This window comes from Stieleria magnilauensis, from assembly GCA_007753675.1.
In the GTDB taxonomy this organism is placed as follows: Bacteria; Planctomycetota; Planctomycetia; order Pirellulales; family Pirellulaceae; genus Stieleria; species Stieleria magnilauensis.
In genome coordinates this window covers 1,309,108-1,336,021 of the sequence record CP036432.1, presented here as the reverse complement: position 1 = coordinate 1,336,021, position 26,914 = coordinate 1,309,108, and the positions used below count along the sequence as shown (strand labels likewise).

24 protein-coding genes are annotated in these 26,914 nt (G+C 58.5%); 12 read left to right on the top strand and 12 right to left on the bottom strand.

The window, feature by feature from the left end:
* Positions 1-585 precede the first annotated feature (585 nt).
* A complete protein-coding gene (locus tag TBK1r_RS04850) occupies positions 586-1,020 on the top strand; it encodes a VOC family protein (RefSeq protein ID WP_145207777.1) in 435 nt (144 codons plus the stop codon).
* Positions 1,020-2,864 carry a glycerophosphodiester phosphodiesterase family protein gene (locus TBK1r_RS04845; RefSeq protein WP_145207776.1) on the top strand — a complete coding sequence of 615 codons (1,845 nt, stop codon included), beginning with the start codon at positions 1,020-1,022 and terminating at the stop codon, positions 2,862-2,864. Before TBK1r_RS04850 ends, TBK1r_RS04845 begins: the two co-directional genes overlap by 1 nt.
* A 54-nt stretch (positions 2,865-2,918) precedes the next feature.
* Here TBK1r_RS04845 and TBK1r_RS38285 read toward each other — a convergent pair whose 3' ends face one another.
* Positions 2,919-3,080, bottom strand: a complete 162-nt coding sequence (locus TBK1r_RS38285; protein WP_419580979.1) for a hypothetical protein — start codon at positions 3,078-3,080, stop codon at positions 2,919-2,921.
* Complete coding sequence (locus tag TBK1r_RS04840; protein ID WP_145207775.1) at positions 3,077-4,528, bottom strand: alkaline phosphatase D family protein; 1,452 nt, start codon at positions 4,526-4,528, stop codon at positions 3,077-3,079. Before TBK1r_RS04840 ends, TBK1r_RS38285 begins: the two co-directional genes overlap by 4 nt.
* 144 nt (positions 4,529-4,672) lie before the next feature.
* Between TBK1r_RS04840 and TBK1r_RS04835 the strand changes: the two genes are divergently transcribed.
* The gene (locus TBK1r_RS04835) at positions 4,673-5,899 is read left to right on the top strand and encodes a lipase family protein (protein WP_145207774.1); all 1,227 of its coding nucleotides are present in this window, start codon (positions 4,673-4,675) and stop codon (positions 5,897-5,899) included.
* A 116-nt stretch (positions 5,900-6,015) separates the two neighbouring features.
* Here the strand turns inward: TBK1r_RS04835 and TBK1r_RS04830 are convergent, their stop codons facing one another.
* The 3 genes from TBK1r_RS04830 to TBK1r_RS04820 all read right to left on the bottom strand — a co-directional run bounded on the left by TBK1r_RS04830 (position 6,016) and on the right by TBK1r_RS04820 (position 7,305).
* Complete coding sequence (locus tag TBK1r_RS04830; RefSeq protein WP_145207773.1) at positions 6,016-6,222, bottom strand: carbon storage regulator; 207 nt, start codon at positions 6,220-6,222, stop codon at positions 6,016-6,018.
* A 176-nt stretch (positions 6,223-6,398) separates the two neighbouring features.
* A complete protein-coding gene (locus TBK1r_RS04825; protein WP_145207772.1) occupies positions 6,399-6,845 on the bottom strand; it encodes a hypothetical protein in 447 nt (148 codons plus the stop codon).
* A 118-nt stretch (positions 6,846-6,963) separates the two neighbouring features.
* A complete protein-coding gene (locus TBK1r_RS04820) occupies positions 6,964-7,305 on the bottom strand; it encodes a hypothetical protein (protein WP_145207771.1) in 342 nt (113 codons plus the stop codon).
* 387 nt (positions 7,306-7,692) lie between these two features.
* Here TBK1r_RS04820 and TBK1r_RS04815 point away from each other — a divergent pair, with 387 nt between their 5' ends.
* The 3 genes from TBK1r_RS04815 to groL all read left to right on the top strand — a co-directional run bounded on the left by TBK1r_RS04815 (position 7,693) and on the right by groL (position 10,011).
* The gene (locus TBK1r_RS04815; protein ID WP_145207770.1) at positions 7,693-7,884 is read left to right on the top strand and encodes a hypothetical protein; all 192 of its coding nucleotides are present in this window, start codon (positions 7,693-7,695) and stop codon (positions 7,882-7,884) included.
* Between the two features lie 157 nt (positions 7,885-8,041).
* A complete protein-coding gene (locus TBK1r_RS04810; protein WP_145207769.1) occupies positions 8,042-8,368 on the top strand; it encodes a co-chaperone GroES in 327 nt (108 codons plus the stop codon).
* A gap of 17 nt (positions 8,369-8,385) precedes the next feature.
* Positions 8,386-10,011 (top strand): chaperonin GroEL, encoded by a 1,626-nt coding sequence (gene groL, locus TBK1r_RS04805; protein ID WP_145207768.1) that lies wholly within the window; start codon positions 8,386-8,388, stop codon positions 10,009-10,011.
* A 229-nt stretch (positions 10,012-10,240) separates the two neighbouring features.
* On the opposite strand, the gene TBK1r_RS38280 is transcribed toward groL, so the two are convergent.
* Positions 10,241-10,384: a hypothetical protein gene (locus tag TBK1r_RS38280; protein WP_419580978.1), complete on the bottom strand. Its 144-nt coding sequence runs from the start codon at positions 10,382-10,384 to the stop codon at positions 10,241-10,243.
* 271 nt (positions 10,385-10,655) lie between these two features.
* Here TBK1r_RS38280 and TBK1r_RS04800 point away from each other — a divergent pair, with 271 nt between their 5' ends.
* Together TBK1r_RS04800 and TBK1r_RS04795 are read left to right on the top strand one after the other, a co-directional pair.
* Positions 10,656-11,276 (top strand): tetratricopeptide repeat protein, encoded by a 621-nt coding sequence (locus TBK1r_RS04800; protein ID WP_145207767.1) that lies wholly within the window; start codon positions 10,656-10,658, stop codon positions 11,274-11,276.
* Between the two features lie 632 nt (positions 11,277-11,908).
* Positions 11,909-12,871 carry an IS110 family RNA-guided transposase gene (locus TBK1r_RS04795; RefSeq protein ID WP_145207412.1) on the top strand — a complete coding sequence of 321 codons (963 nt, stop codon included), beginning with the start codon at positions 11,909-11,911 and terminating at the stop codon, positions 12,869-12,871.
* A 392-nt stretch (positions 12,872-13,263) separates the two neighbouring features.
* On the opposite strand, the gene hemP is transcribed toward TBK1r_RS04795, so the two are convergent.
* Positions 13,264-13,458: a hemin uptake protein HemP gene (gene hemP / locus TBK1r_RS04790; protein WP_145207766.1), complete on the bottom strand. Its 195-nt coding sequence runs from the start codon at positions 13,456-13,458 to the stop codon at positions 13,264-13,266.
* Between the two features lie 407 nt (positions 13,459-13,865).
* On the opposite strand from hemP, the gene TBK1r_RS04785 reads away from it, so the two are divergent.
* From TBK1r_RS04785 to TBK1r_RS04775, 3 genes are all read left to right on the top strand, one after another.
* A complete protein-coding gene (locus TBK1r_RS04785; protein WP_145207765.1) occupies positions 13,866-15,644 on the top strand; it encodes a DUF1559 domain-containing protein in 1,779 nt (592 codons plus the stop codon).
* Positions 15,644-16,111, top strand: coding sequence for a peptidase associated/transthyretin-like domain-containing protein (locus TBK1r_RS04780; protein ID WP_145207764.1), 468 nt, complete (start codon positions 15,644-15,646; stop codon positions 16,109-16,111). The genes TBK1r_RS04785 and TBK1r_RS04780 overlap by 1 nt, the downstream gene beginning before the upstream one ends.
* Before the next feature lie 105 nt (positions 16,112-16,216).
* Positions 16,217-17,905, top strand: coding sequence for a Kelch repeat-containing protein (locus TBK1r_RS04775; RefSeq protein ID WP_145207763.1), 1,689 nt, complete (start codon positions 16,217-16,219; stop codon positions 17,903-17,905).
* Between the two features lie 152 nt (positions 17,906-18,057).
* Here the strand turns inward: TBK1r_RS04775 and TBK1r_RS04770 are convergent, their stop codons facing one another.
* The 4 genes from TBK1r_RS04770 to TBK1r_RS04755 form a co-directional block, all read right to left on the bottom strand.
* A complete protein-coding gene (locus tag TBK1r_RS04770) occupies positions 18,058-18,672 on the bottom strand; it encodes a DUF3124 domain-containing protein (RefSeq protein WP_419580977.1) in 615 nt (204 codons plus the stop codon).
* Between the two features lie 278 nt (positions 18,673-18,950).
* Positions 18,951-22,181 (bottom strand): efflux RND transporter permease subunit, encoded by a 3,231-nt coding sequence (locus TBK1r_RS04765; protein WP_145207762.1) that lies wholly within the window; start codon positions 22,179-22,181, stop codon positions 18,951-18,953.
* Positions 22,178-23,635: an efflux RND transporter periplasmic adaptor subunit gene (locus TBK1r_RS04760; protein WP_419581521.1), complete on the bottom strand. Its 1,458-nt coding sequence runs from the start codon at positions 23,633-23,635 to the stop codon at positions 22,178-22,180. Before TBK1r_RS04760 ends, TBK1r_RS04765 begins: the two co-directional genes overlap by 4 nt.
* Before the next feature lie 5 nt (positions 23,636-23,640).
* Complete coding sequence (locus TBK1r_RS04755; protein ID WP_145207761.1) at positions 23,641-24,075, bottom strand: DoxX family protein; 435 nt, start codon at positions 24,073-24,075, stop codon at positions 23,641-23,643.
* Between the two features lie 577 nt (positions 24,076-24,652).
* On the opposite strand from TBK1r_RS04755, the gene TBK1r_RS04750 reads away from it, so the two are divergent.
* On the top strand, positions 24,653-25,042 hold the full coding sequence (locus tag TBK1r_RS04750; RefSeq protein WP_145207760.1) for a CoA-binding protein: 390 nt from the start codon (positions 24,653-24,655) through the stop codon (positions 25,040-25,042).
* A 14-nt stretch (positions 25,043-25,056) separates the two neighbouring features.
* Here TBK1r_RS04750 and TBK1r_RS04745 read toward each other — a convergent pair whose 3' ends face one another.
* Positions 25,057-26,106: a mechanosensitive ion channel domain-containing protein gene (locus TBK1r_RS04745; RefSeq protein WP_145207759.1), complete on the bottom strand. Its 1,050-nt coding sequence runs from the start codon at positions 26,104-26,106 to the stop codon at positions 25,057-25,059.
* Positions 26,107-26,914 lie beyond the last annotated feature (808 nt).

The following is a 26,914-nucleotide window of genomic DNA, read 5'->3' as shown; positions in this document are numbered from 1 at the left end:
ACTCGTTGGTGTCCAGGCTTCAGGCGCATCCCCACGCGCTGCGAAGCAGCAAGACGGGCGGCTGAAGCCTGCACACCAGCACTCGTTGGTGTCCAGCCTTCAGGCGCATCCCCACGCGCTGCGAAGTAGCAAGACGGGGCGGCTGAAGCCTGCACACCAGCACTCGTTGGTGTCCAGCCTTCAGGCGCATCCCCACGCGCTGCGAAGCAGCAAGACGGGGCGGCTGAAGCCTGCACACCAGCACTCGTTGGTGTCCAGCCTTCAGGCGCATCCCCACGCGCTGCGAAGCAGCAAGACGGGCGGCTGAAGCCTGCACACCAGCACTCGTTGGTGTCCAGCCTTCAGGCGCATCCCCACACGCTGCGAAGCAGCAAGACGGGGCGGATGAAGCCTGGACACCAGCACTCGTTGGTGTCCAGCCTTCAGGCGCATCCCCACGCGCTGCGAAGCAGCAAGACGGGCGGCTGAAGCCTGGACACCAGCGCGCGGTGCATCTTCACTTCAATTTACTTCCATCGCCCAATACGACCGATAGACTCGCTATCATGGCTTGAGAAGCACCAAACCCGACGATGGAGCACTCCGATGCTGACACCTTTTCATCTGGCCATCCAAGTCCGCGACGTCGACGAAGCGCGTGACTTTTATGGGGTCAAGATGGGACTGGCCGAGGGGCGAAGCGACTCGGCATGGATCGACTTCAATCTGTTCGGCCATCAGTTGGTCACGCATCTCAATCCTGCCTTGGGACAAAATGGTCGGGTGGCCAAGCATCATAACCCGGTCGATGACCATGCGGTGCCGGTGCCACATTTCGGCGTGGTGCTGGAGGTCGACGTGTGGAAGCCATTCGCGGAGCGTGTCGCCAGCTTAGTGGACGAGTTCATCATCGAGCCCCACGTCCGATTCAAGGGTCAGCCGGGCGAACAGCACACCATGTTCTTCGAGGATCCCAGTGGGAACGCGTTGGAATTCAAGGCGTTCGCGGACATCCAATCCCAACTGTTCGCCACCGACTGATGCAGATGATTTACCGAGCACTACTGCCACTGCTTGTTCTCACGAGCCAACTCGCTGCCGCTGAACTCCAGTGGATCCGGGTCAGCGACGACGGGCAGAAGTTTATCCGTGCGGAATCCGGGACGCCGTTTATACCGTGGGGCTTCAATTACGACCACGAAGGCGACGGCAAACTGCTCGAAGACTATTGGGACGACCAATGGCCCACCGTGGAAGCCGCATTTGGTGAGATGAAAGCGCTGGGCGCGAACGTGGTTCGCATCCATCTCCAGTTCGGACGGTTCATGGAAAGCCCGACCGAGCCGCGGCAACATTCACTCGACCAACTCGCCCGTCTGGTTCAACTGGCCGAGCAAACCGAACTGTACCTCGATCTGACCGGGCTGGGCTGCTACCACAAACAGGACGTGCCCGCCTGGTATGACACGCTCAGCGAAGAGGACCGTTGGGCGGCGCAAGCGGTGTTCTGGGAAGCGGTTGCCAAAACCTGTGCGACAAGCCCCGCGATCTTTTGCTACGACCTGATGAACGAACCGGTCGTGCCCGGAGGCGACCAGCGACGCGACGACTGGCTGGGACCGGGTTTCGGCGGCAAGCACTTTGTGCAGTTCATCACTCTGGATCGAAACAGTCGAAATCGTCCTGATGTGGCACGAGATTGGATCCGCAAATTAGTCTCAGCGATCCGCAAGCACGATAAACAGCACTTGGTCACCGTCGGCCTGGTGCCGTGGAGTCTGGACCGCCCGGGGATGACTTCGGGATTTGTTCCCGAAGCGATCGCCGACGAACTGGACTTCATCGCCATGCACATCTACCCAGAATCCGGCAAGCTGGCCGAGGCGATCGAGACGGTCAAGGGATTTGCAGCGGTCGGTAAGCCCGTCGTCATCGAAGAGACCTTCACGTTGAAGTGTGGCGCCGACGAACTGGAACAGTTCATCGATCAATCTCGGCCCTACGCGACGGGCTGGATCGGATTCTACTGGGGAAAGACGCCGGATGAAATTCGCCCGGCCAAGACGATCCCCGAGGCACTGACGTTGGGTTGGCTGGAACTGTTTCAAAAGAAACGCGACGAGATCGTTGGACAGGCGGCCTCGTTTCTCCGCAACGGCGCTACCGCTCATCGAGGCAATTCAGGAAGCTATCCTGAGAATACGATGCCGGCATTGGAAAGCGGAATCGATGTCGGCGCCGACTGGATCGAGTTGGACATCCTACGCACCCGAGACGGACAGCTCGTTGTCATTCATGACCCGACCACCAAACGTGTCGGCGACCAAGATCGCGTCGTCGCTGAATCCACTTATCAGCAGCTTTCGAAAATTGACGTGGCCACTGATTTTCGGCGGCGGAACGGCAAGAGTGTCGAGGAATGCCCGGTCGAGCGGATTCCGTTGTTGAAAGAGGTGTTGCAGCGGGTCATGACGCAGGACCGGACTCGGGTTTCGATCCAGCCCAAGATGGATTGTGTCGCAGACGCGGTGGCGTTGATCAAAGAGATGAACGCCGAGCGATGGGTCGGGTTCAATGATGGAAACCTCGATTACATGACCGAGGTGAAACAACTTGACCCGACGATCCCCGTGTTCTGGGATCGCGGCAAGGAAACGGACATCGACCAGGACATTACGATCGCACAGCGACACGGCTTTGAAGCATTGGTGCTCCATCACGAAGGCGTCACGGCGGAGAAGGTGCAAAAAATCAAGGCGGCCGGGATCAGTGTCGGTGCCTGGACCGTTAACGATCCGGAGACGATGAAACGCCTACTCGAGCTCGGCGTCGAACGGATCTACACCGACCATCCGCAATTGCTGCTTTCGCTGATTGCGGAATAACGGACCAATGGATCGTGTTCCATCCCCTTGGTTCACATCGTGGGACGAACAGCATCACTCCGCCGTCGCCCAGCCGTGACCGGTTGGGATGATCGGCCGATCGGCGCGCACCTTGGGAATCTCGCCGAGTGGCGCCAAGGTCTGTTCCCAGGCTTGGTGTCGCAGCGCCATTTGCTTGACGACCTCTGAATGATCTGACGCGATGTCGCGTTTCAATCGTGACTCAGCTGACTCAGTTTCAGCGGGAATTCCTTGACCGCTTTTCCACTGTTGTCGACGCATTTGAACGTCATCACGGGATCATCCGGGCGCAGGTCGAAGTGAAGTTGCCCCCAAAAGTTGCCTTGATTGTAAGACCAGACGGCGTTGGGGAAGGTTTGGTGTGTGTGTTGATTCGTCACTTTTGCGGACACAAACTCATACAGCGGATAGCCTCGCGGACGTTCAATTTTCCAGATGTCCGAACGGTGACGGTCTCCGGAAATCAGAATCACGCCATCGATCTTGCGGTCATTGATCAAGTCAAAGATCTCGTCGCGTTCGGCCCGCGCCCAGGTACCGGCCCATGAATCCTTGCCGTCTTTATCGGCACCGTCGGACCACATCGTTCCCGACGCGATGACTTTGAACTTGCCTTTCGCATTGGCCAATCCATCGAGCAGCCATTGTTTCTGGTCCGGCCCCAACATGGTTCGGTCCCCTTTGTCGCGGTAGAAACGTCCGTCGGTCATGAAAAAGTCGACGTCTCCGAGTGAGAATGAATGCCACGTGCCTGGCATTTCGCGACCACCGCCGTAATGTGGATTGTTCCAGTTCTGGGCAAAGACCTTCCAATTGGGGCGTTTCCAAGCCGCGTCCAAACCGGCCCCGCCGGAGGAATCATTCATCGCCATGTCGTGGTCGTCCCAAACGGCGTACATGCCAACGCCTGCGATCAGTTCGCGGTAGGCCGGGCTAAGGCATCGACGGTAATAGAACAACCGTTGCGCTCCGCGGCGATTGACGACATCGATATAAACGTTGTCACCGAGACCCAAGTAGGCCAAGGGTCTCGATTTGGCCATGTTGTGCCAGGCGAATTCATTCGGCGGGACGTAACGTGATCCCGAGCCGAACGTCACGTGGAAGTCAACGTCTTGCCCCTTGTCCGGTGCCGTCCGGAATTTGAACGTCGGGGATTGGATCGTGCGGCCATCGATGTTGACCGTGTAGGCGTAGTCGGTGAAGGGTTGCAATCCCGTCACCGTCATGACGGCCGTGAAGTCATCTTCGGCGGCGGTCTGAACCGTGTCGGACGACTGCGCCCCGACGCTGATTTGAACCCGCGCCGGCCCCGCGGTGCGAACCCAGAACTTCGCCGACGTCGGCTTGAGGTCGCCGAGCATGGGCCCGTTGAACAGTTTCAGGTCGTGCTTTTCGACCAAGTTGACGAACTCGGGTTCGCTCAACAGATCCGCCAACCCGCCTTCTGCGCCGAATCGTCCGGTTTGTCCCTTCGGATCGCTGCCGTACAAGGCGTCGATCAGGTAGGGATCCAGATCCAACATGACCGGATCCTGCTCGCCCTCGGTCAGGGGTTCTTTCGCCCAAGCAGACGCTCCTGCGGTCAGCAGCAGCGTCGCGATGAAGGTGGTCAGGGGCGTTGTCCATGGATTTATTTTCATCGGTTCTCCTTCGATGGTGGGGTCCAGATGCCAGACATTGTAGGCCACGGGATGTAACAGTTCACCCGTTGCTCCGCTTGGCTAGGCAGAACCACACCGGAGCGTGTGGGAACAGACCCTTCCAACCACTTGCCGAGATCTGAGATGCTCTGCCGATTCGCCACCGCATTTTCCTTGTTTGCCCTGTTCGGAACCTTCGCCACCGCTGCTGAATTTCGAGACGACACCAAGGTCGCGACGAAAACTGCCCCCGTGGTGTCCCGCACCGCCGAGAGTTTGGCGACGGTCGACCAACAAATCTGGATCGATCCCGTCACCGGCGAAGTCCACACCAAGCCGGTCGAAGTACCGACCAAGACCAGCGGTGGAGGAACGCTGGCGTTGCCGTCGGATTCGCCGGAACCAGAACAGGAGCCTCAATCGCTCTACGATCATTTTGACCCCGCCGATGGCAGCAAGGCGATGCTCAACGCCTACTTGCTGGCACAATTGAGCATGACCGTTTACAGCGACGCGACCAGCGAAGCCGCCTTTGAAGAAGACTTGATCGACCGACTTGATCCGCAGGGCATCGAAGAGGGCAACATTGACGTCATCATGAACGACGACACCGGAACCGAAGCGGCGGCGTTCACCATCGGCGATACCCTTGTGATCGCCTTCCGCGGCACCAGCAGCGAAGGGACCAACAACATCAATCCCTACGTCGATGCCACGACCGACTTGAACGATGATCCCTGGCCGATCGAAATCAACAACAAAAAATTCTTCGTGCACCTCGGGTTTTGGGACAGTGTCGATTCGGTTTACCCCTGGGTGCTCGCTCGCGCCTTGGACGCGCATGCCAGCGGAAAGAAGGTTTGGTTGACCGGTCACAGCCTCGGTGCGGCTCGGGCCACGTTGGCCGCGACACGGCTGCACTATTCCGACGAGATTCCCGTCGATGGATTGATGACGTTCGGATCACCCAAAGTCGGCGACGAAAACTTTGCAGCGTTCTGTTACGACAAGGGGGCCGACGATTGGAGTCTGCAACAGGTCACGACACGGTTTGTCGTCAGCGGCGATCCGGCGACGACGTTTCCGGAAAAGGAACAAATCGGAATCAACTTTCTCACCGGATGGGTTTACTACCAACACATCGGCCGAACGATCACGATCTTCCCGTTTGACAATGGTGGCGATTTCATGATCATTCCCGGCGAAACCAACTTCACTCCGACGGCGGCCCAGTGGATCGGCTTCCTCAGCGGTGCCGGCCATAGCGAACACATGTGGTACGACGACGCACTCCTTGAAGAGGTCCGAGAGGACGACCAATTCAATGCGATCGAAGCGATGGTGATGGAGCATCAAGCGGTCGCCCAGTGATTCCGACGGCTCACATCGATTCCGACCGTTCACCTCGGCCTGGCGTTTCGGGCCGAGGTGTTGGACAGATTGTCGTTAGATGCCATTTTGTCGCGGTCGCAACACGACAAAATGTCTCATGCCACGTGGCGGCGGCGGGAATCGGACGGCCGCGTCCTCGGCTCACATGCTCCACTCAGACCGAGTTCGCTCCTTCGAATGGCGACCTCTTTGGGGGCATCAATGCCGACTGAAACGCGGTTTCCCTTGATCGCCGTGATGGTTAGCACAATTTTATCACCAATTTGAATTCGCTCGTTCTCTTTCCGTGAAAGCACCAACATGTTTCGTCCCCTGAATGGTTTTGACGTGAAGTGTGCCAACAGCGTCTGAGCTGTCGCGTGTTGACTCTGCCGGATGCAACGTTTGTGCCAATCAGCTGATTCTGGTTGCCCATCCGCTTGGCAAGTCTTGATTGCACGCCAGCGGACCTTCGGCAGGAGTCAACGTTTTTCGACGGTCAACGCGATTGATCGTTGAAGACGTCCCAGGTCAGCCACAACATGGCAAGGCCCACACCCAGGTAAGTCCAATCGAACAGTAAGCTGGCGTGCATCCAGGGCCAGGCGAACGCCAGGTCGAGCGAGCAGAGAACGATCAGCCCACTGGCGACGAGAAACGACAGGATCGTGAACGACTTTTCAAGGGTGAAACCGCTGAAGAATTTCCCCAACCTGGATTTGCGTCGTCGCGACGTCGGTCGGGTTGACGTTGCGGGTGCCCCGGTTGCAACCGCCGCAGCGTCGGGTCGATTCGATCGATCCCATGTCGGTTTGATCGCGTGTCGCCGCGGCTGGCGGGCATCGTTCTCGCGGGGACGACGCTCACTTCGGCGCGGCCGCCGCGTTCGCTCGGTTGATGAAGACCGGTGGGTTCTGTGTCGTGGTTGATCCAATGTAGCGGGCATGAAAGGTTCCTCCGTTTGATCGACGGGAAACGTTCATGCCGCAGAGTATGCATCCAGCGTGCCAATCAAGCAGTCCGACCGGCGTCGCCACGCAAGCGGCCTGGGCTCGTCGTCACGCTCAAGCCTCTTCTTGGCTGAACCGATAGCACCATCGGTCGCCGCACGCCACCAGGTCGTACAAGGCGTAACTGCTCGGCAGATCCGTCGGTTCAACCGATTCGCTCTCGTCCATGTCGAAAAAACGGGCAATTCGCGATGCGCTAATGGGCAACACCAACGAAGGCGGCAGATGGTAGATCTTGGCGGGGTCGACGAGATGTCGGTAGCCGTCGAGCGGTCCGCCCACGAACTCGACCCATTCGTCTCGATCGAGTAAATCGCTGTCGAACGTGGTAAACGCTACATACCAGTGCTCAATCCACTGGCTGGTCCGCGTCAGAACGTGACCCAAAATATCCATCGAATTGACCTCCGCATTGCGACAAAAGTCTGACACCACATTGTACAGCATGTTACGGGCCATGCGGCCGACTTGTCGTGCTCCGATGCCATTTTGTCGTTTCCGTGTCACCGCATCACGACAGCAGACATCCAATCGGATCGGAGGCGGATCGGAGCTTAGTAGAATTCGTCAACAGTGAATCTCAACGCCGTGCTGGCACCCGCTTCAGGGCGACACCGCCGAGGGATGCGCACCTTGTGATCCAGGTGATTTTTCGAGCGGATGGAGAGATCAAGGATGGTTTGGTATCGAGATTTGCAGGGGAACTCGCTTGAACTGCCGACACGGAAACTCTGTGCGGCAGAGGGAATCTGACAACCGCCCCCCAACCGAAGGAGACACGAAATGATTGGTTTCATCATCATCGAAGTCGACGACGGGTTCACGATTGCCGAAGTCCCCGCGGGTTCGACTCCGGAATCGGTCGCCACGCAATCCGGCGGCGTCCTGGTCGAGGGCGGCCCGTACAAGTCGTTCGCCGAAGCGTCCGACGTGCTGGCGGCGCTGCCAAACCCGTACGAATCCAAACCCATCTAGGACACGAAGGCCGGGCTACAACGGGAAGGGGTTTCAGCATTGGTACAGCGGTTGCTATAGCGTCCGCCGCCGCTGGCGTTGTGCCAAATTGACGGTGGCTCCGGAGCGGCAGGGCCACACTGTTGTGCAATGTCCAAGGAAAGATGGAGGACATTTCATGGCGACTGCTACAAAGTCAGAATCGACCACCAATCTGAAACTCAAACCGCTTGCCGATCGCGTCGTCTGCCAACGTGACGAAGCCGACGAAAAGACGTCTGGCGGGATCGTGCTACCGGATTCCGCCAAAGAGAAAGTCAACCGCGCTCGCGTGATCGCGGTCGGCCCCGGCAGACGCGACGACAACGGCACCGTTCACCCGCTGTCGGTCAGTCCCGGCGATTACGTGTTGCTAAACAAATATGGCGGCGACGAATTTGACGTCGACGACATCAAGTACACGATCGTCAAAGAAAGCGACATCCTGGCCGTCATCGAGAACTAAGTGGGGGACGATTCGATATGTCAAAAATCATTGCCTTTGAACAAGATGCCCGCGAGGCGATGCGTCGCGGGGTTCACAAGTTGGCCAAAACCGTCCGCAGCACCCTCGGGCCCGGCGGACACAACGTGATCATTCAGAAGAGCTACGGATCGCCGATCGTGACCCGCGACGGCGTGACGGTGGCCAAAGAAATCGAACTGGATGACCCCTATGAAAACATGGGGGCGCGGATGGTGCGCGAAGTCGCTTCGAAGACCAACGACGTGGCGGGCGACGGCACGACCACCGCAACGGTGTTGGCCGAAGCGATCTTCAATGAAGGGCTGCGGGCCGTCGTCGCCGGCACCAATCCGATCGCGATGAAACAGGGGATCGAGCAAGCCGTCGAAGACATTGTCGGTCACCTCAAGTCGATGTCGACCACCGTCAAAGGCCGCAAAGAGATGGAGCAAGTCGCTCGGATCAGCGGCAACCAAGACGCCAAGATCGGTCAAGTCGTTGCCGATGCGATGGAAAAGGTCGGGAAAGACGGCGTGGTCACGATCGACGAAGGCAAGAGTCTGGAAACAGAGGTCAAGTGGGTCGAAGGGATGCAATTCGACAAGGGCTATCTGTCGCCCTACTTCGTGACTTCACCGGAAACGATGGAGTGCGTGCTCGAAGAACCGTACATCCTGATTCATGAAAAGAAGATCAGCAATCTGCGCGACTTCGTGCCGTTGCTGGAAAAGGTGGCCAAGACCGGCAAGGCGTTGTTGATCATCGCCGAAGACGTCGAAGGTGAAGCGCTGGCTACCCTGGTGGTCAACCGCTTGCGCGGAACCTTTGTCGCTGCGGCGGTGAAGGCTCCCGGATACGGTGACCGCCGCAAGGCCATGATGGAAGACATGGCGATCCTGACCGGCGGCAAAGCGTTCTTCGAAAGTCTCGGTGTCAAACTCGAAAACATCGAACTGGCCGATCTCGGACGTGCCAAGAAAGTCATCATCGACAAAGACAACACGACGATCATCGAAGGCGCCGGAAAGACCGACGACATCAAGGCCCGGATCAAGCAGATCGAAACGGAGCACGAAAAATCGACCAGCGACTATGATCGCGAGAAGCTGCAAGAGCGAAAAGCGAAACTGGTCGGTGGCGTTGCCAAGATCAGCGTCGGCGGCGCAACCGAAGCCGAGGTCAAGGAAAAGAAAATGCGTTTCGAAGACGCCTTGTCGGCTACCCGCGCGGCGGTCGAAGAAGGCATCCTGCCCGGCGGCGGCGTGGCCTTGGTGCGCGCGGCCAGCCGCTGCGACGCATCCAAATTGTCCGATGACCAACGGACGGGCTACAACATCGTGCTCAAAGCCTGTCGCGCACCGGCCACCTGGATCGCCGAAAACGCCGGTCAAGATGGTTCGCTGGTTTGTGAGAAAGTGGCTGCCGAAGACGGCAATTATGGCTACAACGCTGCCACCAACACCTACGAAGACCTGGTCGAATCCGGCGTTATCGACCCCACCAAAGTGGTCCGGACCGCACTCGAAAATGCCTCCAGCGTCTCGACGTTGCTGTTGACCAGCGACGCCCTGATCGCTGAAAAGCCGAAAGACGAAAGCAAGTTCGGCAAGAAAGGCCACGGCGGCGACTACGACATGTACTAGGCTCGATCCCGCCGTAGTGGACGAGGCGACGAGTCCCCTATCATCACCAATCACCGGGACTCCTTGCCCCGTCCACTACGGCGAACTTTCATATTTCCCATGACAGATGAGGCGCGCCCCTTGACTGGCAATTCGGACGTGTGATGATGAAACCGGAATTCATCCGTTCTTAGTACGCTCGAACATGACATCGCGCCGACTCAGCCGTGCTTTCGACTTACGCCAGACGCTAGTCTGGGCGTGCTTCGTCGGTTTCGGTTTCGGCCTCTTTGCTTCGCCTTGCGCCGCCCGTTTCGACCGGGAAGACCGACAGGCGCGTCTGGTTGGAAGCGTTCTGGATCAGGCCGCGTTGCCGGGTGAATCGATCGGCCAATTCGATCGAGAGGGCTCCAAGCCGGGGCAACCGAATGCGGCATGTGCCTTCGATCCGCTTCGTGGTTTTGACCGATTGCCGCGCGGAAACGATTCGCGTTTGCGATCCGGCGAGGCTTGGCGCGGACGATTGTCTCTCACCTCGCTCGGGGTCCGTTTGCAGATTTAGACGAGGACGATTTCTCGTTGTTGTTGATTTTTTCTGCAAACTAAACCCGTCTCAGATTCGGCTGCCGGCTTGAACCGCGCAACCGATCTGCCTGGAGATCGCAATGTCCAAACCCAAAACTCTCTCGCGTGCCATCACCGCAGCCGTCGGTGCTGCCCATCAACCTGACTCCGCCGCCACCCGCCCCGACGGCGGCGACCTTCCGAGGTCCGTTTTCAACCAGATCCGTAGTGGCAACTACGCAGCTGCCTACCACTCGTTACGCACGCTTCCCCCCAACCACCTCTATCGAAGTTGTTTAGGTGTGTGCGCGATGCGCACGGCAAAATTCGATGAAGCCATCCAGATCTTCCGTGGCCTGGCGCTCAGCCCCGGTACGACCATCGTCCGCGGTGACGCCGACGATGTGTTGCTGATCAATTACGCCACCGCGTTACTGCTAGGCAACTTGCCCAGCGGAGCGCTCGACGTGTTGGGGGACTTGAAAGACCGCGACGCGCCGGCGGCCGTTGAAATTCGGTCGGCCATCGACCGCTGGGCCCGCGGCCTGTCATTCTGGCGACGTCTGGACTGGAAGCTGAATCACATCGAACCGCGGAATTGTTCCGTGCCGATCGACTTCGCCCCCGGCGTCTTCCCGATCACTGATGCAACTTGGGCGAACCTTGGGGCCACGCACCAACCCAGCGGGCAACGACAAGCAGTCCGCTCCCTTTCACCGTAGTGGACGAGGCGACGAGTCCCACGCATAGGTATCACCGTAGTGGACGAGGCGACGAGTCCCACGCACAGGTATCACCGTAGTGGACGAGGCGACGAGTCCAGCGCACACGTATCGCCGTAGTGGACGAGGCGACGAGTCCCACGCACACGTATCGCCGTAGTGGACGAGGCGACGAGTCCAGCGCACACGTATCGCCGTAGTGGACGAGGCGACGAGTCCCACGTCGTGACTTCATAAACGCCGTAGGCGTATTTCGACGCCGACTACCAAACCCGCGCCACCTACAACTTGGTGCCACCCACCAAACACGCAACCGACGACAGGCAGATCGTGCGATAGCAAATCAGCCTGTCAGAATCGCTCACGCCGTTGGTGGGTAGTGTCTTGGAAACGGCGGCTCGACCTCGCTGTCCACGATTGAATTCGTTTTCAAGCTGGGCTTACGCGTGAGCCATGATTCGAAAAGTGCCTGCCGGTTAGCTGCCGGCAGGCACGCGGACTCGGTAGATCGTTGTGGGTAGACACCCGATGTCGTGTGCCATCTAGATCGCCGGTCCGTTTCGTTCTCAGCCCGAACAGCCGAGGGAGCCACCGACAAGTGTGAGCTCGCACTACTATCCAGGGACCAAACGATGACGACAGTTTACAAAAGATTCATTGGGGTTGACGTCGCAAGCCGCAAACTTGATCTCTTCGATTCGGTGGCAAAAGTACATCAAACGATCGATAACACACCGGAAGCAATCAACGCGTGGATCAAACTTCTCCGCCGCAAGCGTGCCAAGACAATCGTGGTGATGGAAGCCACCGGAGGCTACGAAAGCAATCTGGTGGACGCTTTGCACGAAGCCGACACGGATTGTTGCGTGTGCAACCCCGCGCAGGTGCGATCGTTCGCCAAAGGGATCGGACTGATCGAAAAGAACGATCCGATCGACGCCAGAATGATCGCCCGGTTTGGTGAGGTCGTCACGCCAAAGTTGCGTGAGAAACCTTCTCCCGAACAACGCAAGCTCAAGGCGCTGGTGCATCGACGTGATCAAATTCTCTCGCAACAGTCGGCCGAACGGAACCGCCTTGCCCAAGCCCGCGACGAGGAAGTGCGTGAAGTCATCCAGGAAGCGTTGGACTTCTATAAACGGCAAATCGCGGGGATTGAGAAGAAAATTGCCGCGCTGATCGATGCCAGCCAACCCCTGTCTGAGCGAGCAGCGCTACTCGCTTCGTGCCCCGGTGTCGGCACCGCAACGGTCGCGATGTTTCTGGCCGAGCTCCCCGAACTAGGCTCGCTCAACCGCGGCCAAATTGCCAAGCTCGTTGGCGTCGCGCCGATCGTCCGTGATAGCGGCCAAAAGGAAGGCAAACGCAGCACGTTTGCCGGTCGCTCCCTGGTCCGCAAAGTGCTTTACATGGCCGCTTTGGTTGCCACGCGACACAATTCGATCATGAAAGCGTTCTACCAACGCCTGCTGGCCAAAGGCAAGCCGCCGAAGGTGGCGATCGTGGCGGTGATGCGAAAGCTCTTGGTAACGCTGAATGTCATGGTGCGCGAAGGAACGCCTTGGCGTGAATCCACTCTCGCGCCTGCGGGGTAGGCCTCTGGGGCAACACTGGCATCGGTCCGACATGGCAAAGTCCCACATGCATACGTGTCGCATCTGAAGTCACTCATCCCCTTCATACAACAAGACGTTTGGTGAGCCCCTTTCGCGTCGCCGTCACATTGGCCTGCGCAAGCAGATGAGGCCGATGTGACGGCGATGCGGAATGGGGCGGCCCATTTCGTTGAGTCCCGAACGAGCGTCAGCCCCCCTCAATACCACCCTGAGCTGAATCTCACCAACCAGAGCCAAAGATGCAAAACCAAAAAAAATTCCCGACGAGCCATCACTCGCCATTGACAGAAACTAAGACAGCCGATGGCACCATTCGTGGTTGGTGGGACTCGTCGCCTCGTCCACTACGGCAACGTGGCGCCGTTCGCCAGTCACTTCGTCAGGACGAGCTTGCCTTGGCGGGTGCTTTGCAGGCGGTAGAGCTTGCCTTGGTATTCAATCCAAACCTCGTCTCCGCAACGCGAGAGATCTAAAAAACGCACGATCTTGCGGAGCGAATTGTCGAGATTCATTCCCGCCATTTCCGACAGATTGGCGGTCGGATCGTCGCTGGGATTGGAAGACATGGGCAGGCCGAATTGGGGGGAGACTCACCACAAAAACAGCATCTTGCGAGTGGATCTCAATAAGAAACCCGCTTTCGGTAATTTTGTCAACATTCGTTGTGAAAACTTTTTGATCCGTATTTTCCCGCTCCAATCGTAGCCACCCCAAAGACGCGGCGAGATTCACAGCCAGAGGTGGGCTTTCAAAACGATCTCTCAGCGGCTATCTTCCGTTTTTGTTGAGACCTGTTCTCAATAGCTTTCAAAGGTAGCTAGCCAGGCAAAGCGACGCCGCGATCGGCCGTCTGAATCGACGAATTCGCACCGCAGTCGCTGAACGACCCAGCGAGCAAGAACGAAGCTTCGATCCCCCGTCGCACTGGGCGACGCGTGGGCGATTTTTCTACTTGCATCGAGAGGTCAATGCTGTGCGTTGGTGTCAGTTTATTTTCTTGGCGGTTGCCATCGGCTGTGGTCCGATCGCCACCGCGCCGGTTGCATCCGCAGCCATCTTCACTCCCGGCGATTCGGTACCGGATGTCAACGGCGAGGTGTTCACGTGGTCCCAATCGGCCGCGGACAGCACCTTTGCGTTCTGGGACCGCTTCGACGATTTCCCGGGCGGGTCGACACCCGGATTCCTGCCTGCGGGGACGTCGCCGGCCGCGAACGAGAGTTTTGGTGATGGCGGACCGGCCAGTTCGCTGACCTTCGAATCCAACCAGTCCTTGGCCTCCAGCGGCAACGCGTACGGCGGTCTGTTCGGTCCTGGGGACAGTTCCAGTTTCTTGACCCAAGCGTACGCGACGGTCCGATCGGGAACCTCCGGCGGCGGATTCACGCGGATCGTGGCGCAGTTTGAAACGTTGGGATCCGAGCTGGACTACTCATCGATCTTGCTGAGTGCCTCCGCGGCCACCGCCGGCACGATCGCACCGAGTTTCATGATCGAAACCGCGCGTACTTCGTTGGGTGGAACCTTTGGCGGCGAAGGCGTCAGCTACCTCGCCCTGTGGGATTTGGACTCGTCGCAGCCGGAGTATCGGTTCGACTTCAACGCCCAATCCACCAGCATGTCGCTGGATCAATTTCGAGTCGACACGTTCACCCAAAACACGCCCTTCATCACGCCATCAGCGGTGCCGGAGCCGGGTAGCGTGGCGTTGTTGGGAATCGTCGCCGGCGGGCTGGTGCTGCGGCGCCGACGCCGGGTGGGACTTCAAAGCGCGCGTCCGTCGGTTGGCCGTTCCCCCCGACGATTGCCGCGAACCGCGCGCCATGCGTTCACGTTGGTCGAACTGCTGGTCGTGATCGCGATCATCGGGATCCTGGTCGGTCTGCTGTTGCCCGGTGTGCAAGCGGCACGCGAAGCGGCGCGGCGGATGTCGTGCAGCAACAATTTAAAGCAGATCGGGTTGGCGATGCACAACTATGACAATGTTCACGGAGCACTGCCGCCGAGTGCGTTGGGGATTCGCGTCGGTGGGTCGAGTCGACGGCCGATCCACCGCGCCGGGCTGACGGCGTTCGTTTCCGTTTTGCCATTCGTCGAACAAGACGCGTTGTTCGGCCGATTTGATCTGAACGCTGATGCTTGGGCACCGGAGAACGAGGAACCGGCCAAGCAGACACCGGAAGTGTATTTGTGCCCGTCGATGTCGTTGCCCGACAGCGGCGGAACGCCCAACGGGTATTCAAGCTATGCGATTTCCACCGGAACAAAAAAGTATCGCAACCAACTTCACAACGGTGCGATCGTCGATGCGATGAACGTGTTCCAAAGCGAGCGGGTCAGGGCGGGAATCCCCGAAGCCTCGTCGTGGATGTCCTGGGTGGACGTCGATGACATCTCCAACGCCGATGGAACTTCGAACACGCTGCTGGCCGGCGAGTTTGGCGTCCAGGTTCGTGAGACGTCCTCGTTGCCATTCCCCTATCCAGGATCCGGCGGTCAGAGTGCGGGCAAATGGGCGATCAGTTATCCGTATCATTCCAGCGCCTCGACGTTCGGCAGTTTCAACGCCAACCAGATCTCGCTGTTCGACATCCCATCCTACGAATCGTTTCGCGGTCCCCATGCGGCCGGCGTTCAGTTTGTGTTGAGCGACGGCAGCGTGCGATATTTGACCGAATCGGTCGATGCGGTGACATTGCATCGATTGACCAATCGCAACGATGGCGAAGTCGTGGACAGGGCACCGTGGTGATGAACAGGTTGACGATGTCGGATCGCAAGATCAACGGTGCCGATCGATTGCCGTTCGCCGCAACGTCGGTTCTTGCCATGATGCTACTGACCACCGGATGCACCACTCCGTCGCAACCGAACGTCACGGCCACCGGAACGGTGCACGTTTCCGGCGAACCTCTGTCGGGGGCCGTCATCACGCTGGAACCGATGCGACAAACGACGGGGCCGAATGCATCGGCGCCGGTGTTTGACGGACGGTTCCAGGTGCCCGCCAGCGCCGGCCTGCACGGCGGGACGTACCGCGTTCGCGTGGCGATGATCCCTGCCGAATTGCTCGCCAAATTGCCCAGCGAGCAAGCCGCGTCGTTGCCGCCGGCTGACTCGGTGATCGATCCATCGTTCGATGCGGAGAGCCAACTGACGTGCGAATTGAAGCCCGATCAGCCGAACGCGTTGGCGTTTGTGGTCGAGTTTTTGAAATGATGATTGGGCGCATGAATTGCAGCATCGGCTAACAGACCGTTTCGTTGGAATTGACAATTTTGGCGCCTTTCCCACTTTAGTAAATCAAACACCTCTGAAATCAAAATGAAATCTTTCCTACCGTTTCAAGTCGCGGTCGCAGTCTGCTTGCTTACCACGTCCACCGTCCGGGGGCATATGCCTTGGTTGGCAACCGATGATGAAGGCCATGCCGTGTTGTGGTTCGGCGAATCACCGGCGGACCGGACCTACCACCTGCCCGGCCCGATCGCCGGGATCGAGCTTTCCAGCGGCGAGACGGCTATCGCGACGTCGGCGATTGAAAACGCGTCGTTGATCGGGCTTCGCAGCAAAAATCCAGTCGATCCGACGCGTGAGATTGCTGGCAGCGTGACCTATGGGCTGTATCATGACACGAAGTTGACCTATCACGTCGAACACTTGCCCCACGCAGATCCCAGTGATTGGCCGGACGAACCACGACCGGACGCATCGTTGCAGTCGATCGTGACAGCATCGACTGGCGGAGGCGTTCAGGTAACGGTGTTGCGAGACGGCAAGCCGGCGGAAGGTCTGCAAGTGAAGCTATATTGCGAGGACGGCCACGAAGAAGCGTCAGGTGAGACGGACATCGCGGGGATCGTGGTGTTTAAAAAGCAAGTCGTGGAACCAGGATTGAATGCGATCGTGGTGGGGGTGACCGACGAGCAAGCGAGTGGAACGCTCGATGGAAAGCAATACGGCAGCACGACCGATTACTTGACGGCGACCTTTCGAATTCCCGGCAAGTCGTCTTCATCCGAACCGAAACCCCGACCCCAACGCGAACCTCAACGACCGATCATGGAAACGGACAACAGCGTCTCGATCGGTCCCGCCGGGTTGCCCGACCTGCCCGAGGAACTGACCAGTTTCGGCGCGGCGATCGCCGACGAGACGCTTTATGTCTACGGCGGCCACACCGGCGACGCCCATTCGTACTCGACCGAGGAGCAATCCGATCGGTTCTGGAGCCTGGATCTGTCGGCGGGCAAATCGGGGCAATGGAAATCATTGCCCGGCGGACCGTCGCTGCAAGGGTTGGCGCTCGTCGCGTATCAGAACCGATTGATTCGGATCGGCGGATTCACTGCCGTCAACGAACTTGGCCAAGCGCAGGACCTGCGTTCGCAAGCCTCCGTCGCCAGCTACGATCCCGAATCGAACGCTTGGACGGATCTGCCGGCGCTTCCCGAAGCCCGTTCGTCGCTGGACGCCGCGGTCCTCGGCGATCGCGTGTACGTGTTCGGTGGTTGGAAGCTGGATGGCAAGAGCACCGAGAGCCAATGGCATCAAACCGCGTGGTCGTTGGATCTCAGCGATCCTGCGGCAACATGGCACCCCGTGGCCACGCCGCCGTTCAAGCGACGGGCGATCAGCGTCGCCGCTCACGACGGCAAACTTTATGTCATCGGCGGCATGAATTCTGATGGCAAGCCGACCACACGCGTGGACGTGTTTGATCCGCAAGAGGAATCGTGGAGTCTGGCACCTTCGTTGCCCGGACGCGGCATGATGGGATTCGGGGCGGCGTCCTTTGCGGCCGGAGAAACCCTCTACGTCAGCACGATGGACGGATTGTTGCATCGACTCTCCAGCGACGGACAGCGTTGGGAGACGATCGCCAAAAGTGAACGCGCTCGATTCTTTCACCGCATGTTGCCGACCGGCGATGGTGCGTTGTTGATGGTCGGCGGTGCGGACATGGAGATCGGAAAGTTCACACAGATCGACCGGATTGAGATCGGCGATTGAAGAGGGATGACGGTTTCGGCGGGAGGGGGGCAAAACGATGGGGGCAAAACGATAAGAAGGCAGAATGATGGGGGTGGCAGAATGATTCTGGCTCCGCCATCTGAGCGGTCAGGACATCATTCTGCCCCGTATCATTCCGCCACTTCAAATCTTCATTCGGCGTCGTCGGAGGAATGGACGCCTTCGCTGAGGATGACCGCCGGGGCGATGAAGGAGAGGCCTTGGGTGTTGGTGGTGTCGACCATCACCGTTTCGACGACCGGCTGGGTGACTTTCGTCCCGGCCTGCCACTCGACGATGAAACTGGCGCCGGCACCGCCCGATTTGTCATCGCGGGCGATCACGAACTCCGTCGCCGCGAGTGGTCCCAGACGGAGCGGTTTGCTTAGTAAGGAGCGTAGTTCCTTGCCGGCGGTATCGAAGTATCGTGCCGACGTGATGGCGATCTCATTGGCCGTATCGGTGTTACGGATATTCAGCGTCACCGTAAGCGGATACGGCTCACCCTTTTGGTGATAAACGTGCGAATAGGCAGGCACATAAAGCCGTTGTCCTTGGACCGGATGCCAGGGCAACACGTCGACTTCCATGCGAGCTTCGTCGCGCAGGCTGGGCGTTTGATAGGGAATGCTGCCGGCGATCGAACGCAGTCGAAACTCAACAAAAATGACGATCAGCACGATCGGCACGACGACCAACAGAAAGATCAATAGCTTGATCTGTCGGGAGATTTTTTCCGCTTGGTCCTCGGTCATTCGATTCGACACGTCACTTCCCTGGTTGTGGTTTCCCATCGTCACTACCTATTACTTGAAGGTAGCGACAACGAGCGGCCGATTCAATCGGGGAAATCGTTATCGGTCAATTCCCCGCCCCTGACGGTCCGAGCGAGCTGAATCGCTGACGGGCAACGCGATGGTGCCGGCCCGAACGCGTCAGCGAGAGACCCCGCGTGGCCCCCTGCTAATGCCTGCGGGTTTCAATCGACAAGCCGCGAACACACCGTTTCTTTCGCTAAGATTCGGCGATGCGGTCGACTGCCGCATTACGCCGACGTCGCGCCTTCGGCCAACAGCTCCGCCTCATCACTCGGTGGCTCGGGTTCGGCTTGTTCATGGGGCTGCGGTGTGACTGTCGCAGCGGTTTGCCTCTTTTGTGCGAACCGTCGCAGCAAGACATAGAACACCGGCGTCAGGAACAACCCGCACAGAGTCACGCCGAGCATGCCGCTGAACACGGCGGTTCCCAACACCCGCCGCATTTCGAAACCCGCTCCCGTTGCCACCAACAGCGGCACCACGCCCAAGATGAACGAAAATGCGGTCATCAAGATGGGGCGCAGTCGCAAACGGCAGGCGGCCACCGCGGCGTCAAAACGATTCTTCCCGGCGTCCTCCTCCGCTTTGGCAAATTCGACAATCAGAATCGCGTTCTTGCATGCCAATCCGATCAAGACGATGAATCCGATTTGGGTCAGCACGTTGTTGTCCATGTCTCGGAACCAGACTCCGATCAGTGCGAACAACAAGCACAGCGGCACGATCAAGATGATCGCCAGCGGCAACAACCAGCTCTCGTATTGGGCCGCCAATGCCAAGAAGACAAACAGCACGGCCAACGGAAACAGGAAGACGATCGTGTTGCCGGCCTGCTTTTCTTGAAACGCCATCTCGGTCCATTCGTAACCAAAACCGGCAGGCAGGTTTTGTTCCGCCAGCGATTCCATGGTCGCGAGTGATTGGCCGGTGCTGAATCCCGGTACCGTCGTGCCGTTGAGGTCGGCCGATGGAAACAGATTAAAACGCACCAATCGATCGGGTCCGGCGGTTTGTTGGACATCGACGACTGAACCGAGCGAAACGCTCGCCCCGCGGGCACTGCGGGTGCGAATCTTGACGATGTCGCTGGCGTCATCACGGAACTCCGGTTCCGCTTGCGCGGTCACACGATAGGTTCGCCCCAGAAAGTTAAAATCGTTGACGTACATCGACCCCAGATAAATCTGCAACGCGTCAAACACGTTGTTGACCGGAACGTCCAGCATCTGAGCCTTGGTTCGATCGACGTCCGCGTACACCTGCGGCACATTCGCCCGCAAATTGGTGAACACCTGCGTCACGCCGGGCTGGGCGTTTGCCTTGGCCAGCATGGTTCCGGTGACTTGATTGAGCGCATCGATTCCGGCTCCGCTGCGATCCTGGACATACATCTTAAAACCACCACCGCGTCCGATGCCGCGGATCGGGGGTGGCGGAATGATCAAAATCTGAGCCTCGTTGATTTCGGAGACACCGCGTCGCATGTCGGCGACGATCGCCTGGACACTTCGCCCGCGTTCGGCGCGTTCCTTTGCATCTTGCAGGGGCAAAAACGTCACCGCCGCGTTCGGTTTAATCGTGAACGTTGCCCCGGACAGGCCGGCGATTCCGACGGCATGCTTGACGCCGTCGATGCCTTTGCCGATTTCTGCGACGCGGCGCACCACGGCATCGGTGCGTGAGAGCGACGCGCCGTCGGGCAGGTTGATGGCAACAATCACGTAGCCTTGGTCTTGTTCGGGGATAAATCCGGTGGGCACCAGACCAAAACTGAGCCCTGTGAACACGAGCAGCACGCCGTAAAGGACCATCGCAATGCCGCTCTTTTTGACCAGTCGGCCGATGATGCCGGCGTAAACGTTGCTGGAAAAGTCAAACGTCCGATTGAACAGCCGAAAGAACCAGCCGAACAGGAGATCGACCACGCGGCCGATGCGATTTTTCGGTGCGTCTTTGGGTCTCAGCAAGATCGCGCACAATGCGGGGCTAAGCGTCAACGAGACGAAGGTCGAAATCGCCGTCGAGATGGAAATGGTCAGCGCGAACTGTTGGTAGAACTGGCCGCTGATCCCTGGCACGAAGACGGTCGGTACGAACACGGCAATCAACACCAGCGTGGTGGCGATCAACGCCGAACCGACTTCGTCCATGGCCTTGTGCGTCGCTTCGCGCGCCGTCAGCCCCTCGGCAATCAGGCGTTCGACGTTTTCGACCACCACAATCGCATCGTCGACCACGATCCCGATGGCCAACACCAATCCGAACAACGACAACGTGTTCAAGGTCACGCCGAGGAACTGCATGATGGCGAACGTCCCGATCAACGAAATCGGAATAGCGATCACGGGAATGATCGTGGGCCGCCAGCCGTGCAAAAACAGAAACACGGTCAACACCACAAACAACGTGGTGATGAACAGCGTTTGAAACACCTCGCTGATCGACTCTTCGACATAATCGGTCGGGTTGTAAGCGATCTTGTAACCGATCCCTTCCGGAAACTCCTTGCTCATCGCCTCCATCGTCTGCTTGACTTGGGCAGCCGTGTCGACCGCGTTGGTGCCTGGTCGCTGGTAGACGAGCACGGCGATGGCGGATTTTCCGTCCAAATAGCTCAGACGCGAATAGTCTTGGGCACCCAATTCGATCCGTGCGACGTCGCGAAGGCGTGTGACACGGCCATCGGTGCCGCGTTTAACAATGATCTCGCCAAATTCTTCCTCGCGGATCAAGCGGCCTTGGGTGGTGACGTTCAATTGAAAATCACCCGCATCATCGATCGGCGGTTGTCCGATGACTCCGGCGGCGACTTGCACATTCTGGCTGCGGATCGCCTCGACCACTTCACCGGCCGTCAAATCGACGTGGGTCATCTTTTGGATGTCCAGCCACACGCGCATCGCGTATTCGTTCCCGCCGGCGATTCGGATTTCACCGACGCCGTCGAGTCGCATCAGCGCGTCGCGGACCCGCAGAAACGCGTAGTTACTGATGTAGAGTTGGTCCCGGCTGTTGTCAGGCGAGTTGAGGTGGACGACCATCAACATGTCGGGGATCTGCTTGGTCGTCGTGACGCCGATCTGGCGGACTTGCTCGGGCAAGCGTGATTCGGCGATCGCCACACGGTTTTGCACCAGCACCTGAGCGTCGTCCAAATCCGTTCCGAGCTTGAAGGTGACGGTCAGCTGCATGGTGCCGTCGGAACTGGACGACGATTCCATGTACAACATGTCGTCCACACCGTTCATCTCTTGTTCGATCGGTGTGGCAACCGTGTCGGCGATGACCTGCGGTGTGGCACCGGGGTAGGACGCTCGCACCAAAACGGTGGGCGGTGCGACGCTGGGATACTGTGAAACGGGCAGCGAAAAATAAACGATGCCGCCGACCAGCACGATCAAGAACGACAGCACGGCCGCAAAGATCGGGCGTTCGATAAAGAAGTGGGGAAATTTCATGACAGTCGTTCCCCGCTAACGGCGTTTGAAGTGGATGAACCGTGCGCCAGTTGGGTGGACTCGCGAGCGGGAAGCTGACGCCACGTGGTTGCTGGCGATGGAGTTTCTGGCAGCGGATCGGGGACGGGAGAAATCCATTCGCTTTCGGGAACCGGTTCGTAATCATCCGGCAACCCGTCTTCGACGACTTCGATCGTTCCTTCCACCGTCTGGACCTTTTGATCCGGCCGGGATTGCAGCAAGCCTTCGATCACCAAGGTTTCATCACCTTGAAGCCCTTCGCGAATGACCCTTAATCCATCAACGATCGGCCCCGGTTTGATGGAGCGGCGCTGGATCGTTTCATCGACCACGACGTACACGTATTGCGACGATTGGTCGGTTCCGATGGCCGAGTCGGGGATCAAGACGGCTTGGCGAGAAGCGCTGCCGGGGATACGCACGCGGGCGAACATGCCGGGCAGCAAGAGTTGATCGTCATTGGGGAACACGCATCGGGCACGCATGCTGGCCGTATCGATATCGAATCGATTGTCGACAAAGTCCATGTGTCCGCGGTGTGGAAATCCGTCTTCGTCGACCAATCCGATGAAGGCCGGGTTTTTGACCACGCGGGAACTTTCGCGTTCCCCGGATTTTGCCAACCGCATATACTTCAACACGTCTTGTTCGCTGGCGTCAAACACGCAGTAGATCGGTTGCATCGAGGTGATCGTGGTCAGCAGAGAGGACGTGTTCGTCCCGCCGGCGATCAAGTTGCCTTCGGTGACGGCCTGACGGCTGATCCGCCCGGTTACCGGGGCTCGGATACGCGTGTATTGAAGGTTCAATTCCGCGGTTTCAACGCCCGCTTTGGCCAATTCGATTTGAGCGTGGGCGGTCGCGATCGCGGCTTCGGCGGAACTGACGGCCGCTTTTGCGCCTTCGATGTCGGCTTTGGCCTGCAAGAATTCTGCTTCTCGCTCGTCGACTTCCTCTTGGGAGGAAGCACTTTGTTGGTTCAACACCTTGGCGCGTTTGTAACGCAGATCGGCGAGGTTGAGTTGTGCGTCGGATTGCAACGCCCGCGCCTTGGCTTCATCGCGCACCGCCATCGCTTGTTTCAAACCCGATTGCGCCTGTTGTAGGGTTGCCTTGGCGGCATTCAATTCCGCTTCGAAGGGTCGGGGATCGATGACGAACAACAGGTCTCCTTCGTTGACGACCTGTCCTTCATCGAAATGCACCGATTGCAAATAACCGCCGACACGGGCCCGCACCTCCACCAAATCGACCGCTTCCAAACGGCCGGTGTAGGCGTCCCATTCGACGATTTGCTTGACAACTGGTTTGGCGACCGTGACCGACGGAACCGGCATCTGCGGCGGGCCCGAGGGGGCTTGATTGCAGCCGGTTGACAACAACAGCAGCGCACCGGCACACACGGTGGAACCGAGTACTGTTCCACGAATCATCGTCTTCACGCCGTTTCCTCAGAAGTAAGTGATGCTGACGTTTTCCGCCCGAACAAGGCATGGTCGACCGAAAACAAACCTGGCCCGGTCAGCGCCAAAGACACATAAACCAGCAGATACACCGCAGCCAATTCTTTGACCTTCCACGGATCCGCCGCATGAACGACAAACAGCGCAACGATCATCGTGAACGCCAACGGCAGCGACGCCAATCGGGTGGCCAACCCGACGATCAACAGCAGCGAGCAACCGACTTCGGCGCCGATCGCCATCACCAGGCTCAACGTGCTTCCGATGCCGATCGGATCTGGAAAACTGTCGGCCATCGTGCTGAAACCGTTCAGCTTTGCCAGCCCATGAACCAACATGAAACAGCCGATGCCGACTCGCAGTGCCAGTAAACCTGCGGATATTGTTTTCTCGTGATTCAAATTCAACATGGTCTCGTTGGATTCCCCATCGATTTTTGGCAGAGCTCGAATACGTCATGATTTGGACAAAGCCCCGGGCAGTCGCCACGCGGGTCTTCAACGGGTAATAACCCGAGCGCAGGTGAATACCTTTCTAGAAAAACGTTGATTCGTGAAATAAATTACAGTTCAGACGAATCGGACAGTCCGTAGATGGGGGCAGAGACGCCCGTATGAAACGGCGAAGCAGTTCTGACCACAAGGTAACGCTGTGAAGTATTTTTTAGCGGTAGGGCGCGAGCCCTCCGGTGTTCGGTAACGATGAGGCACCGGAGGGCTTGCGCCCTGCCGCTAACAACTTGCGAAACGCACGGAATAAATGCTTCACAGCGTAGCCAACAAGGGTTCAAGGATTTTTGGGCGGATCATTCTGGCGTCTGGACATTCTTCTGCACGGTCACGCCCCCGCGTTGGCGCGGTAAATTCTTTATGTCGATCATTCGCGCATCGCCACACGGCTTGGTCAACGTTCGGCACCCGTGTCGATTCGAGGTGCGTGGTGCCCCATCCCGTTTTTTGTTGTCCTTTGAATTTCAATCGCTACGCCATGAGCAATCTTCAACAATTTCTCGCATCAAAAACCTACGCCGTTGCGGGGGCTTCCACACGCCGGGAGAAGTATGGCAACAAGGTGTTCCGGGCGCTGTTAGCGTCCGGGCGGGAAGCGTATCCGCTGAATCCTGCCCAGGAAGAGATTGAAGGGCATCAGGCGTTTCCGTCGATCGCTGATCTGCCGCTGGTGCCCGAGGCCCTTTCGATCATCACCCCGCCGGCCGTCACCCGCAAGGTTGTGGCGGACGCGATTGCCGCCGGAGTGCAACACATTTGGATGCAGCCGGGTGCCGAAGACGAACAGGCCAGCGCGTCCGCCCGTGAGGCTGGCATTAACGTGATCGACGACGGAAGTTGTATTTTGGTGTTATTGGCCAGAATGTAAAACCGTCGGCTCGATCAATCCTTCAGCCCCTCTTCGGCAGCGTGGAGTTGTTCCAGTAGACGTTCTTTTCGCGCGGTCAGCTGTTCAACCGAGGGCCCAGGGGCATCGGTGTTATCGTTCTTGCGTGCAAGGATTTCCGCTTCGGTCAGCTGGATCGACGCGCGGAGTTGCTCGATCGTCGCAGCCTCTTCTGCTTTGTCAAACGCGACGTCTTCTGCCGAAGGCGTGTGCCCCGACTGTTGGGCAACCACCCTGAGCGTCGGGTGAGGAATGAACCGTTTATCTTCGGGAATGGCGCGGGTGTTCATGAACGACGGCGAAACGATCTCGATGTCGGCCGCGTGCAAGGCGTCCAGTGCCGCTTCATTGAGACGAGAGCGCGACGAGATCAGGCCTTTGACATCTTCGAGTAACCCGGCCACACGATAGGTGATCGAATAATCGCCGAGCCCGCGGATTTGAACGAAACCGTCTTTGAGTCCCGCGTCGGCGGCCGCTTCGGACAGGATTCGAAACACGTCTTGTCGGGGGACATCGTAGCCCAATGAAATGTCAGTCGTGATGATCGTGCCTGAAGCACGCACGACCCGCATCGGGTGCGTGACCATGTACAGGTTGGGCACCGTGACAAGGTCGCGCAATTCCGTTTGGACTTCGGTGTGCAGCAGCCCCATCTCGGTGATCCGGCCGGTCAAGTCGGCGACCGTGATGAAGTCGCCAGGGCGGGCACTTTTGACGGCCTTCAACATGATCCCGGCCATGATGTTGCCGATAAAGGTCGCCGAGGAAAGAGCGATCGCGGCACTGAGCAAGATGCCGATCAGACTGAGCAATTGACCACGCGTTTCGACCGTCACCGGCAGGGCAAGGATGATCAACAACAAGCCGGCAAACGTCAACAACAGCATGATCAGTTGAAAACGAAACTGCGCGTCTGGTTTGTCTTCCCATCGTCGTTTCAGGATTCGATCGACCAGCACCAACCCGACCAGCACGACGGCGATGGTGCCGAGCAACGGCAGGATGCTGGACACGTCGGCAAGGTATCGATCGAGAAGTTCCATCTTGTGGGGGTCCGAGCGGGAATGGGGTGAGGCGGCAACTGGCCGAGCGATGACGTCTACCGTGGTCGCCTGTGCGTCGCGTGGGAACCAAGCCGGTGGCAGCCCCGTCGATCGGCTCGCTCAGCGTCTCGCCAAAAGGCGCCACACGGTTGATCACACGTTGTAATCAAATTGATTTCCTGGCAGGCGCCTGGTAAACCGCCAAGCAACGGGCGATTAGTGAGTTTCTGCGATCGCTTCGCGATCCTACGCTGGATCGGCGGAGCGATCCACGACCATGCGACTCTTATTTCCCGCTCGATGCTAAATCGACATTAAGGGGCGCCCGGACGCTGGCGCGAACCGGCTGATGTCAATTGATGATCAGCCGTTTGGTGCGAGGCCTACAGGCCCTGCGCCGGGCAAAACCTTGTCGATTTAGCGGCCTTGGGCGCTTTCCCAGCCGCCTCCACACTCGGTCAAACGGCTGGATCGGCGCCGATTGCGCGAAGTTGTCAGGCAATTTTTCGGTTTCCGGCACTCCCTGTGCAGCTTGATCCACCATCGGAGCTGATTTCGGCGGTTTCCGGGCTGCAGGCATCAAACAACGGCCTCGGGCGAGGGGCGTGAGCCGCCCCCCGCTTTCCGGTGCGGGCTTCGATCGAAAAGTCGTCAGCGACTTCCGAGATCCGTCAGGCCGCAAAAATGACTTTACCAGAATGATCGGATCGTCGATAACAAGTTTAGCCATCCACCACAGGGATTCCTCGCGTGAACGCCACGTACAGACTTTTCACCGCCGCAGCGATGTTGCTGCACTCGATTTTCG

Excerpts from the sequence above, each read along its gene's own strand:
- TBK1r_RS04850 (WP_145207777.1), top strand. The coding sequence starts at position 586 with ATGCTGACACCTTTTCATCTGGCCATCCAAGTCCGCGACGTCGACGAA.
- TBK1r_RS04845 (WP_145207776.1), top strand. The coding sequence starts at position 1,020 with ATGCAGATGATTTACCGAGCACTACTGCCACTGCTTGTTCTCACGAGC.
- TBK1r_RS04840 (WP_145207775.1), bottom strand. The coding sequence starts at position 4,528 with ATGAAAATAAATCCATGGACAACGCCCCTGACCACCTTCATCGCGACG.
- TBK1r_RS04835 (WP_145207774.1), top strand. The coding sequence starts at position 4,673 with ATGCTCTGCCGATTCGCCACCGCATTTTCCTTGTTTGCCCTGTTCGGA.
- TBK1r_RS04830 (WP_145207773.1), bottom strand. The coding sequence starts at position 6,222 with ATGTTGGTGCTTTCACGGAAAGAGAACGAGCGAATTCAAATTGGTGAT.
- TBK1r_RS04825 (WP_145207772.1), bottom strand. The coding sequence starts at position 6,845 with ATGCCCGCTACATTGGATCAACCACGACACAGAACCCACCGGTCTTCA.
- TBK1r_RS04820 (WP_145207771.1), bottom strand. The coding sequence starts at position 7,305 with ATGGATATTTTGGGTCACGTTCTGACGCGGACCAGCCAGTGGATTGAG.
- TBK1r_RS04815 (WP_145207770.1), top strand. The coding sequence starts at position 7,693 with ATGATTGGTTTCATCATCATCGAAGTCGACGACGGGTTCACGATTGCC.
- TBK1r_RS04810 (WP_145207769.1), top strand. The coding sequence starts at position 8,042 with ATGGCGACTGCTACAAAGTCAGAATCGACCACCAATCTGAAACTCAAA.
- groL (WP_145207768.1), top strand. The coding sequence starts at position 8,386 with ATGTCAAAAATCATTGCCTTTGAACAAGATGCCCGCGAGGCGATGCGT.
- TBK1r_RS04800 (WP_145207767.1), top strand. The coding sequence starts at position 10,656 with ATGTCCAAACCCAAAACTCTCTCGCGTGCCATCACCGCAGCCGTCGGT.
- TBK1r_RS04795 (WP_145207412.1), top strand. The coding sequence starts at position 11,909 with ATGACGACAGTTTACAAAAGATTCATTGGGGTTGACGTCGCAAGCCGC.
- hemP (WP_145207766.1), bottom strand. The coding sequence starts at position 13,458 with ATGTCTTCCAATCCCAGCGACGATCCGACCGCCAATCTGTCGGAAATG.
- TBK1r_RS04780 (WP_145207764.1), top strand. The coding sequence starts at position 15,644 with ATGAACAGGTTGACGATGTCGGATCGCAAGATCAACGGTGCCGATCGA.
- TBK1r_RS04775 (WP_145207763.1), top strand. The coding sequence starts at position 16,217 with ATGAAATCTTTCCTACCGTTTCAAGTCGCGGTCGCAGTCTGCTTGCTT.
- TBK1r_RS04765 (WP_145207762.1), bottom strand. The coding sequence starts at position 22,181 with ATGAAATTTCCCCACTTCTTTATCGAACGCCCGATCTTTGCGGCCGTG.
- TBK1r_RS04760 (WP_419581521.1), bottom strand. The coding sequence starts at position 23,635 with ATGATTCGTGGAACAGTACTCGGTTCCACCGTGTGTGCCGGTGCGCTG.
- TBK1r_RS04755 (WP_145207761.1), bottom strand. The coding sequence starts at position 24,075 with ATGTTGAATTTGAATCACGAGAAAACAATATCCGCAGGTTTACTGGCA.
- TBK1r_RS04750 (WP_145207760.1), top strand. The coding sequence starts at position 24,653 with ATGAGCAATCTTCAACAATTTCTCGCATCAAAAACCTACGCCGTTGCG.
- TBK1r_RS04745 (WP_145207759.1), bottom strand. The coding sequence starts at position 26,106 with ATGGAACTTCTCGATCGATACCTTGCCGACGTGTCCAGCATCCTGCCG.